This window comes from Roseateles sp. FW301-B2 (assembly GCF_058788955.1).
Genome location: NZ_JBYTBE010000051.1, coordinates 20,311 through 29,650, shown reverse-complemented (window position 1 = coordinate 29,650; position 9,340 = coordinate 20,311). Strand labels below are relative to the sequence as shown.

Below are 9,340 nucleotides of genomic sequence, written 5' to 3'. Positions count from 1 at the left end.
GTACCACATGCCCAGGCCCCGCAGGCGCTGGCCCAGCCAGTCCAACAGCTCGGCGTGGCGCACCGGCTTGGTGATGAAGTCGGCGGCGACGATGCCCACCTCGTTCTCCTGCCCCTTCTCGAAGGCATTGGCCGAGACCACCGCCACCGGCAGATCCTGCAGGCCCAGCAGGCGCAGGCGACGGATGGTTTCCCAGCCGTCGATGCCGGGCATGGCCAGGTCCATCAGTACCGCGTCGGGCCGGTAGCCGCCGGCGATCAGGTCCAGCGCGTCGTGGCCGCTGGCCGCGCTGCGCAGCGTAAACCCCAGCGGCTGCAGCAGCTCGACGAGCAGCTGGCGATCGGCGGCCTCGTTGTCCACCAGCAGCAGCCGGCGGCGCGCGCCGCTGTAGCCGCGCCGCGGTGGGGGCGGCCGGCCGCGCGCCGCGCTCGGCGGCGCCTCATGCAGGGCGGGCAGGAACAGCTTGACGGCAAACACCGAGCCTTCGCCCGGCGTGCTGCGCGCGCTCAGCTCGCCGCCCATCAGCTCGGTGAGCATCTTGGCAATCGTGAGGCCCAGGCCCGCGCCCGGCGCCGCGCCGGTGCCGCGCGTGCTGCCGCGGGTGAAGGGCTCGAAGATGCGCTGCAGCTCGGCCTCGCTGAGCCCGGGGCCGCTGTCCTGCACCTCGATCTGCGCGATCTCGCGTGCATGCCGCACGCGCAGCGTGACGCTGCCGCTGGCGGTGAACTTGAGCGCATTGCCCAGCAGGTTGATGAGGATCTGGCGCAGGCGCTTCTCGTCGGCGCGCACCTGGGCCGGCAGCTCGCCCTGCGGCTCGAACACGAAGCTGAGGCCCTGGGCGGCGGCCTGCGGCTCGAACATCTCGGCCAGCTCGTGCATGCAATCCTCGAAGGCCATCGGCGCGGCCTCCAGCGAGAGCTTGCCGGCCTCGATGCGCGCCAGGTCCAGCGTGCCGTCGATCAGCGAGAGCAGGTGCTCGCCGCTGCGCTTGATCACCTGCACCGCCTGGCGCCGGCGCGGCGGCACATCGCCGTCCGCGGCCATCAGCTGGGCGTAGCCGAGGATGCTGTTGAGCGGGGTGCGCAGCTCGTGGCTGATGGCGCTGACATAGCGGCTCTTGGCCTGGTTGGCGGCCTCGGCGGCGGCCTGCGCGCGCTCGGCCACGGTGCGCGCGGCCTGCAGGGCCTCGTCGGTGCGGCGGTGCGATTCGATCTCGCGCATCAGCGCCTCGGTCTGGCGGTTCGATTCCTCCTGCGCCACCTCGCGGCTCTGGTGGGTGAGCACCAGCCACCAGGCCACGATGCCCGAGCCCAGGCCCAGCAGCGCATAGGCCTTGAGGAAGCCGGCGCCAAGGCTCTGGATCGCGGCCGGGTCGCTTGGTGCCGGCATGCCGCGCAGCTCCTGGTGGTAGAGCAGGCCGAACAGCGCCGCCAGCAGCGGCATCACCACCGCCATCAGCAGGATGAAGTGGCCGAGGCCGGTGTCCAGATAGGGCCAGGTCTTGCGCGGCAGCAGGGCGCGCAGGGCTGCCGACCATTGCGCGGCCAGGCGCGCCTGGGGTTTGCAGAGGTCGCCGCAGCGCGCATCCAGGGTGCAGCACAGCGAGCAGATCGGGCCCTGGTAGGCAGGGCAGTGGGCCATGTCGGGGCCCTCGTACTCGCGTTCGCAGATCACGCAGTGCCTGGCCTGCAAGCGCACATAGCTGCTCGCCTCGCCCTGGCGCGCCAGGTAGTAGCGCCCCTGCGTGGCCCAGGCGATCAGGGGCGCGGTGATGAAGGCGGTGGCCATCGCGATCAGCGCCGAGAAGGCCTGGGCCAGCTCGCCGAACAGGCCGAGGTAGGCGCTCACCGAGAGCGTGGAGGCGAGCGCCATCGCGCCCACGCCCACCGGGTTGATGTCGTAGAGATGGGCGCGCTTGAACTCGATGCCGGGCGGCGAGAGGCCCAGCGGCTTGTTGATCACCAGATCGGCCACCACCGCCATGATCCAGGCGATCGCCACATTGGCGTACAGGCCCAGCACCGCGCCCAGCGCCTCGAACACATTCATCTCCATCAGGAGGAAGGCGATCACCGTGTTGAACACCACCCACACCACGCGGCCGGGGTGGCTGTGCGTGAGGCGCGAGAAGAAATTGCTCCAGGCCAGCGAGCCCGCATAGGCGTTGGTGACATTGATCTTGAGCTGCGAGATCAGCACGAACAGCGCGGTGGCCGCCACCGCCCAGCCATAGCGCGGGAACACCACCTCGTAGGCCGCCAGGTACATCTGGTTGGGGTCCACCGCGCGCTCGGCCGGCACCATATGGCTGAGCGCCAGCCAGCCCAGCAGGGCGCCGCCCAGCATCTTCAGCACCCCCAGGAGCACCCAGCCCGGCCCGCCGATCAGCACCGCGGCCCACCAGCGCCGGCGGTTGGCGGGGGTCTCGGCCGGCATGAAGCGCAGGTAGTCGGCCTGCTCGCCCATCTGGGTGATGAGGGCGATGCCCACCGTCAGCGCCGCACCAAAGTAACGCAGCTCGAACCCGGCGCTGTGCGATTGCTCCCCGGCATGGTGCACGATGCCCGCGAACGTGCCGGGGTCGCGCCACAGCACCACCGCAAAGGGCAGGATCAGCATCAGCAGCCAGAGCGGCTGGGTGATGAGCTGCAGCCGGCTGATGGCCGAGACGCCGTGCGTGACCAGCGGGATCACCACCAGGGCGCAGATCAAATAGCCCCAGCGCGGCGGGATGTCCAGCGCCAGGTCCAGGGCATAGGCCATCACCGCCGCCTCGAGCGCGAAGAAGATGAAGGTGAAGCTGGCGTAGATCAGCGAGGTGAGGGTGGAGCCGATATAGCCGAAGCCCGCGCCGCGGCTCAGCAGGTCCATGTCCACGCCGTGCCGGGCCGCGACGATGCTGATGGGCAGGCCGGCCAGGAAGATGATCAGGCCGGTGGCGCAGATCGCCCAGGCGGCGTTGGCCCAGCCGTATTGCAGCAGCAGGGTGGCGCCCACCGCCTCCAGGATCAGGAAGCTGGCGGCGCCAAACGCGGTGTTGGCCACCCGGAACGGCGACCAGCGCCGAAAGCGCTGCGGCGTGAAGCGCAGCGCATAGTCCTCCAGGGTTTCGCTCGCGACCCAGGCGTTGTAGTCGCGGCGCACCTTGATGACGCGTTGGGGGGCGGCAGTCGACATGGCCCTCCCATGTCGCAGCTTCCGTGCCTGGATGGCGAGGCACGGGGCTTGCTATGTCCTGTGCATGGAACTCACACCCAGAGAACGCGACAAGCTCCTGATCTTCGCCGCCGGCCTCTTGGCCGAGCGCCGCCGCGCCCGCGGCCTGAAGCTCAACTACCCGGAAGCGGTGGCCTTCATCAGCGCCGCGGTGATGGAAGGCGCGCGCGACGGCAGGACCGTGGCCCAGCTGATGAGCGAGGGCCGCACGCTGCTGACGCGCGCCGACGTGATGGACGGGGTGGCCGAGATGATCCCCGACATCCAGGTGGAAGCCACCTTTCCGGACGGCACCAAGCTCGTGACCGTTCATCAACCCATCGTCTGAGCCAAGGAACTCTTCTCATGAAGCGCATCCTCACCCTGAGCCTTGCACTGCTGCCGGCGCTGGCCCTGGCCCATGCCGCCGACCACGCCCACAGCCATGCGGCATTGGACGAACTGCTGGAGTGGCTGTCCGAGCCCGCCGCGCTGGCGGGCCTGGTGCTGCTGCTGCCCGGCGCGGGCGTGGCGCTGCGCCAGCTGTGGCTGAAGCGGCAGGCAAGGGCGGGGCGCGCATGATCCCCGGCGAGCTCTTCTCCCCCGCGGGCGAGCACGAGCTCAACCCGGGACGCCGCACCCTCAGCCTGGTGGTGCAAAACAGCGGCGACCGGCCCATCCAGGTGGGCTCGCACTACCACTTTGCCGAGACCAATGCGGCGCTTGCCTTCGACCGGGAGGCCGCGCGCGGCATGCGGCTGAACATCGCCTCGGGCCTGGCGGTGCGCTTCGAGCCGGGCCAGCAACGCACGGTGGAACTGGTGGAGCTGGCCGGCGCGCGCATCGTCTACGGCTTTCGCGGCCTGGTGCAGGGGCGTCTGTGATGGCCAGGATCGCCCGACGTGCCTATGCCGAGATGTACGGCCCCACCGTGGGCGACCGCCTGCGCCTGGCGGACACCGAGCTGATCATCGAGGTCGAGCAAGACCTGACCCTGCGCGCCGGAGGCTATGGCGAGGAAGTGAAGTTCGGCGGCGGCAAGACCATCCGCGACGGCATGGCGCAATCGCAGAGGGGCAGGGATGAAGGCGCCGTGGACACGGTCATGACGAACGCCCTGATCCTGGATCACTGGGGCATCGTCAAGGCCGATATCGGCCTCAAGAACAGCCGCATCGTCGCCATCGGCAAGGCCGGCAATCCGGACACCCAGCCGGGCGTGGACATCATCATCGGCCCGGGCACCGAGGTGATCGCCTGCGAGGGGCTTATCGTCACTGCCGGCGCGATCGACACCCATATCCACTTCATCTGCCCGCAGCAGATCGAGGAGGCGCTGGCCAGCGGCGTCACCACCATGCTGGGCGGCGGCACCGGGCCGGCCACCGGCACCTTTGCCACCACCTGCACACCGGGCGCCTGGCACATCGAACGCATGCTGCAGGCGGCCGAAGCCTTCCCCATGAACCTGGGCTTTCTGGGCAAGGGCAACGCCAGCCTGCCCGGCGCGCTGCACGAGCAGATAGCCGCGGGCGCGATCGGCCTCAAGCTGCACGAGGACTGGGGCACCACGCCGGCGGCCATCGACAACTGCCTGAACGTGGCCGAGGCCACCGACACCCAGGTGGCCATCCACACCGACACGCTCAACGAGAGCGGTTTTGTGGAAGACACGGTGGCGGCCTTCAAGGGCCGCACCATCCACACCTTCCACACCGAGGGCGCCGGCGGCGGCCATGCGCCCGACATCCTCAAGGTGGTGGGCGAGGCGAATGTGCTGCCCAGCTCCACCAATCCGACACGGCCGTACACCATCAACACGCTGGACGAGCATGTGGACATGCTGATGGTGTGCCACCACCTGGACCCGGCCATCGCCGAGGACCTGGCCTTTGCCGAGAGCCGCATCCGCCGCGAGACCATCGCGGCCGAGGACATCCTGCACGACCTGGGCGCGATCAGCATGTTCAGCTCCGACTCGCAGGCGATGGGCCGGGTGGGCGAGGTCATCATGCGTTGCTGGCAGACTGCCCACAAGATGAAGCTGCAGCGCGGCGCCTTGCCGGGCGATGGGCCGGGCAACGACAACGCGCGCGTGAAGCGCTATGTGGCCAAGCTCGCCATCAACCCGGCGATCGCGCATGGCATCAGCCATGAGGTGGGCAGCGTGGAGGTGGGCAAGTGGGCCGACCTGGTGCTGTGGAAGCCGGCCTTCTTCGGCGTCAAGCCCAGCATCATCCTGAAGGGCGGCAGCATCGCGATGGCCGCGATGGGCGACCCGAATGCCTCCATCCCGACGCCGCAGCCGGTGCATTACCGGCCCATGTTCGGTGCCTATGGCGGCGCGCTGGCGCGTGGCTCGCTGAGCTTTGTCTCGCAGGCCGCGCTTGCCGCCGGCGTGGGCCAGCGCTATGGCCTGGCCAAGACCCTGGCGGCGGTGAAGAACATCCGCGGCGTGGGCAAGCGCCACATGATCCACAACGACTATGCACCCCGCATGGAGGTCGATGCCCAGACCTATGCGGTGCGCGCCGACGGCCTCTTGCTGACCTGCGAACCGGCCACCGTGCTGCCGATGGCGCAGCGCTACTTTTTGTTCTGATCAAGCGCGATGATGATGAATCCCGCCAGCCTCCTGCAGCTGATCTGGCTGGCCTCGCCGGCCCTGCCGGTGGGGGGCTTCTCCTACTCCGAGGGCCTGGAGTCGGCGATCGAGCATGGGCTGGTGCGCGACGAAGCCAGCGCCGCGAACTGGCTCGGGCAACACCTGACCCTGGCGCTGGCGCGCGGCGACCTCGCCCTGCTGGCCCAGGCCCTGCCGGCCTGGGCGGCGCACGATATGCCGCGGCTGCGCGGGCTCAACGACTGGGTGCTGCAGACGCGCGAGAGCGCCGAGCTGCGCCTGCAATGCGAGCAGATGGGCCGCTCGCTGATCGAGTGGCTGCGCAACCACGACAGTGCCAGCCCGGCGCAGATCCAGGCCTGCCTGGCGCTGGGCCCGCCCACCTACCCGGTGGTGATGGCGCTGGCCTATGCGGCCGCCGGCGCCGACACCGAATCCGCCCTCTTGGCCTATGCCTTCGGCTGGGCCGAGAACATGGTGCAGGCCGCCATCAAGGCCGTGCCCTTGGGCCAGCTGGCGGGGCAGCGCATCCTGGCTTCGCTCAGCCATGCGATCCCCTCGGCCGTGCAGGCCGCGCTGGCCCTGGGCGACGGCGAGCGCCAGGCTTTCTCTCCCATGCTCGCCATCCTCTCGGCGCGGCATGAAACCCAGTACTCCAGACTGTTCCGATCATGAGCATCCTGCACCACATCCCGAACCGCACGAAGAAGCTGCCGCCGCTGCGCGTGGGCATAGGCGGGCCGGTGGGCTCGGGCAAGACCACCTTGCTGGAGATGCTCTGCAAGGCGATGCGCGAGCGCTGGGACCTGGTGGCCATCACCAACGACATCTACACCAAGGAGGACCAGCGCCTCCTGACCATCAGCGGCGCGCTGCCGCCCGAGCGCATCATGGGCGTGGAGACGGGCGGCTGCCCGCATACCGCGATCCGCGAGGATGCCTCCATCAACCTCGAGGCGATCGACCGCATGCTGGGTCAGTTCCCCGACGCGGACGTGGTGTTCATCGAGTCGGGCGGCGACAACCTGGCCGCCACCTTCAGCCCCGAGCTCAGCGACCTGACCATCTATGTGATCGACGTGGCGGCGGGCGAGAAGATTCCGCGCAAGGGCGGGCCCGGCATCACCAAGAGCGATCTCTTCGTCATCAACAAGACCGACCTGGCCCCGCATGTGGGCGCCGACCTCGCGGTGATGGAGGCGGACACCCAGCGCATGCGGCCCATGCGGCCCTATGTGATGACGAATCTGAAGACCCTGGCCGGGCTGGATCGGGTGGTGGCCTTCATCGAGCAGCGCGGCATGCTGCTCGGCTGAGGTGAGCCTCGCAGGCTCTTGCGCTACATCAAGGCCGCAAGGCGCGACTCAGGCATCGTAGAGCCATGCCAAGCGGGATTCGCGACCATCAGGGGCGCGGCCGCTGGCGACAACGAGGAGAAGACTCTCATGAGGCAAGCACTGCATGTCCGCTTCCAAGGCATGGAAGAATCCGCCGCCCTGCGCGCCGCCGCCGAGGAGCGCGCGCTCAAGCTGGAGCAATTCTGTGCCGACCTGACCAGCTGCCGCGTCTGCATCGAACTGGACCACAAGCACAGCCAGCAAGGCCGCCCCTTCGTCGTGCGCATCGACCTGACCTTCCCCGGCCACGAGCTGAGCGTCAGCCATGTGCAGAACGAGGATGCCTATGTCGCGCTGCGCGACGCCTTCGACAATATGCGGCGCCAGCTGGAAGACCGCATCGGCCGCCTGCGCGGCCAGCAAAAGGCGCGTGCCGAGCTGGGCGAGTAGCCAGCGCGGCAGCTTATTGAGCCAGCGCAAAGCACCCGGCCCGGCAGCGACTAGATTTGCTATGTGGCGAAGCCGGTAGCAGGGAAAGCAGACGGTAGCGCCACGAGACTGAGGATTCCCCGGGAAGGGGAAACAGCCTGATGTCCCCGACATCAGACGTGGTGAAGGCAGCATCCTCAGGCTGGACGGGCCGTGAAACCGCCGCGTCCTGAGGCCTTCACCTGACCCGCCAGTTCGAAGGAGCTGGCGGGTTTCTTTTTGCCGGCCCTAGACGGCCGGTGTGATGCGCAGCTGCAGCTCGGGCAGGCCGTCGATATGGCACTCGATCAGATCGCCCGGCACGACCGGGCCGACGTTCTCGGGTGTGCCCGAATAGATGATGTCACCGGCCTGCAACTCAAAGGCCTGGGAGAGCTGGCTGATCTGCTCGGCCACGCTCCAGATCATCTGCGAGAGCCGCGCGTTCTGCTTCAGCTCGCCGTTCACCTTGAGCCAGATGGCGCCGTCGGCAAAGGGCGCACCGCCGCGCGCCGGGTGGAGCGGGCCGATCGGCGCCGAGCGGTCGAAGCTCTTGCCAATCTCCCAGGGCTTCTTCTGGTCGCCCATGCCGCGCTGCAGGTCGCGGCGCGTCATGTCCAGGCCGACGGCATAGCCGTAGACCAGGGCGAGGGCCTGCTCGGCCTTGATGTTGCGGCCGCCGGCCTTGAGGGCCGCCACCAGTTCCACCTCGTAGTGGTAGTTCTTGGTGAGCGTCGGGTAGGGGTGGTCGGCAATGCTGCCGGGCGCGACGTTCTGGATCGCGTCGCTGGGCTTCTGGAAGAAGAAGGGGGGCTCGCGCGTCGGGTCCGAGCCCATCTCGCGTGCGTGGGCGGCGTAGTTGCGCCCGATGCAGTAGATGCGCCGCACCGGAAAGCGCTGGCTGCTGCCGGCAATGGCAATCGTGGTGAGCGGCAACTGGAACAGGGGCCCGCCCTCCGCGGCACGCGGCGTGTCGGCACAGGCGGCGCTGAGCGCGCCGGCGCCCAGCAGGGCGGATTGATGCAGCAAGCGGCGACGGTCCATCTCGGCTCCTGGGCAGGGGTTGAGAGCCCAGGGTATGCGCCGCGGCGCGGCGGCACAAGCCGGGTCAATCCCAGATCATCGCTTCGGTGAAACCGAGTTCGGCGAATTCGGCGGCGCGCAGATGGGCCTCGCCGGCGCAGAAGAACTCGTCCAGCTGCGGCGGCTTTACCGAGCTGCTGGAGAGCATGCAATGCGCCTGGCCGCGGTGGTGGATCTGGTGCTGCAGCAGATGCGCCAGCAGGCGGCTGCGCGTGTCCTGCTGCTGGCGGCCGGGGCGGTCTATGGTCACCAGCCGCTCCAGCTCGCTGTCCATCAGCTGCGCGCAATAGGCCAGCAGGCGGCGGTCGGATTGACGCTGTTCCTGGCTCAGCTGTTCCAGGCTCTGGCAGGGTTCGTCCTGCGCAAAGAACTGGTAGCAATCCGGGTTGGGCGCCGCGCCGCGCAATTCGCGCTCCAGCGCATCGATATAGAACCAGTCGACCGTCAGGTTGTGGTTCAGCGTGGCGCGCAGCGAGGGGAAGAAGCCGCTGCGCGCGGCCTCGAACTCGCCGGGCTGCAACTTCGCACAGGCCGACAGCAGGCGGTGGTTCGCCCAGGCGTTGTTGTAGGCCATCTGGTGGAAGTGGCGGGCTAGGCTCATGGGCGGCGCCTTTTGGGCTGTGGTGCTGCCGCC

The 9,340-nt window shown here is 68.9% G+C and carries 10 protein-coding genes; 7 read left to right on the top strand and 3 right to left on the bottom strand.

Annotated features, from left to right (window positions below; all coding sequences use genetic code 11):
- Positions 1-3,177, bottom strand: a 3,177-nt coding sequence (locus tag AC3WQY_RS23305) for a hybrid sensor histidine kinase/response regulator (protein ID WP_492710941.1), incomplete at its 3' end; no start/stop codon positions are given.
- A gap of 64 nt (positions 3,178-3,241) precedes the next feature.
- On the opposite strand from AC3WQY_RS23305, the gene ureA reads away from it, so the two are divergent.
- The 7 genes from ureA to AC3WQY_RS23270 all read left to right on the top strand — a co-directional run bounded on the left by ureA (position 3,242) and on the right by AC3WQY_RS23270 (position 7,605).
- Positions 3,242-3,544 (top strand): urease subunit gamma, encoded by a 303-nt coding sequence (ureA, locus tag AC3WQY_RS23300; protein ID WP_285231227.1) that lies wholly within the window; start codon positions 3,242-3,244, stop codon positions 3,542-3,544.
- 17 nt (positions 3,545-3,561) lie between these two features.
- A complete protein-coding gene (locus AC3WQY_RS23295; protein WP_492710940.1) occupies positions 3,562-3,777 on the top strand; it encodes a hypothetical protein in 216 nt (71 codons plus the stop codon).
- Positions 3,774-4,079 carry an urease subunit beta gene (locus AC3WQY_RS23290; RefSeq protein WP_492710944.1) on the top strand — a complete coding sequence of 102 codons (306 nt, stop codon included), beginning with the start codon at positions 3,774-3,776 and terminating at the stop codon, positions 4,077-4,079. The genes AC3WQY_RS23295 and AC3WQY_RS23290 overlap by 4 nt, the downstream gene beginning before the upstream one ends.
- The gene (gene ureC, locus AC3WQY_RS23285) at positions 4,079-5,797 is read left to right on the top strand and encodes an urease subunit alpha (RefSeq protein WP_492710939.1); all 1,719 of its coding nucleotides are present in this window, start codon (positions 4,079-4,081) and stop codon (positions 5,795-5,797) included. Before AC3WQY_RS23290 ends, ureC begins: the two co-directional genes overlap by 1 nt.
- 9 nt (positions 5,798-5,806) lie before the next feature.
- On the top strand, positions 5,807-6,493 hold the full coding sequence (locus tag AC3WQY_RS23280; RefSeq protein WP_492710938.1) for an urease accessory protein UreF: 687 nt from the start codon (positions 5,807-5,809) through the stop codon (positions 6,491-6,493).
- Complete coding sequence (gene ureG, locus AC3WQY_RS23275; protein WP_492710937.1) at positions 6,490-7,134, top strand: urease accessory protein UreG; 645 nt, start codon at positions 6,490-6,492, stop codon at positions 7,132-7,134. Before AC3WQY_RS23280 ends, ureG begins: the two co-directional genes overlap by 4 nt.
- 129 nt (positions 7,135-7,263) lie before the next feature.
- Entirely contained in the window at positions 7,264-7,605 is a 342-nt protein-coding gene (locus AC3WQY_RS23270; RefSeq protein WP_285231232.1) for an HPF/RaiA family ribosome-associated protein, read from the top strand.
- A 267-nt stretch (positions 7,606-7,872) separates the two neighbouring features.
- On the opposite strand, the gene AC3WQY_RS23265 is transcribed toward AC3WQY_RS23270, so the two are convergent.
- The gene (locus AC3WQY_RS23265; protein ID WP_285231233.1) at positions 7,873-8,667 is read right to left on the bottom strand and encodes a fumarylacetoacetate hydrolase family protein; all 795 of its coding nucleotides are present in this window, start codon (positions 8,665-8,667) and stop codon (positions 7,873-7,875) included.
- 64 nt (positions 8,668-8,731) lie between these two features.
- Positions 8,732-9,307 (bottom strand): DinB family protein, encoded by a 576-nt coding sequence (locus tag AC3WQY_RS23260; RefSeq protein WP_285231234.1) that lies wholly within the window; start codon positions 9,305-9,307, stop codon positions 8,732-8,734.
- Positions 9,308-9,340: the final 33 nt, after the last annotated feature.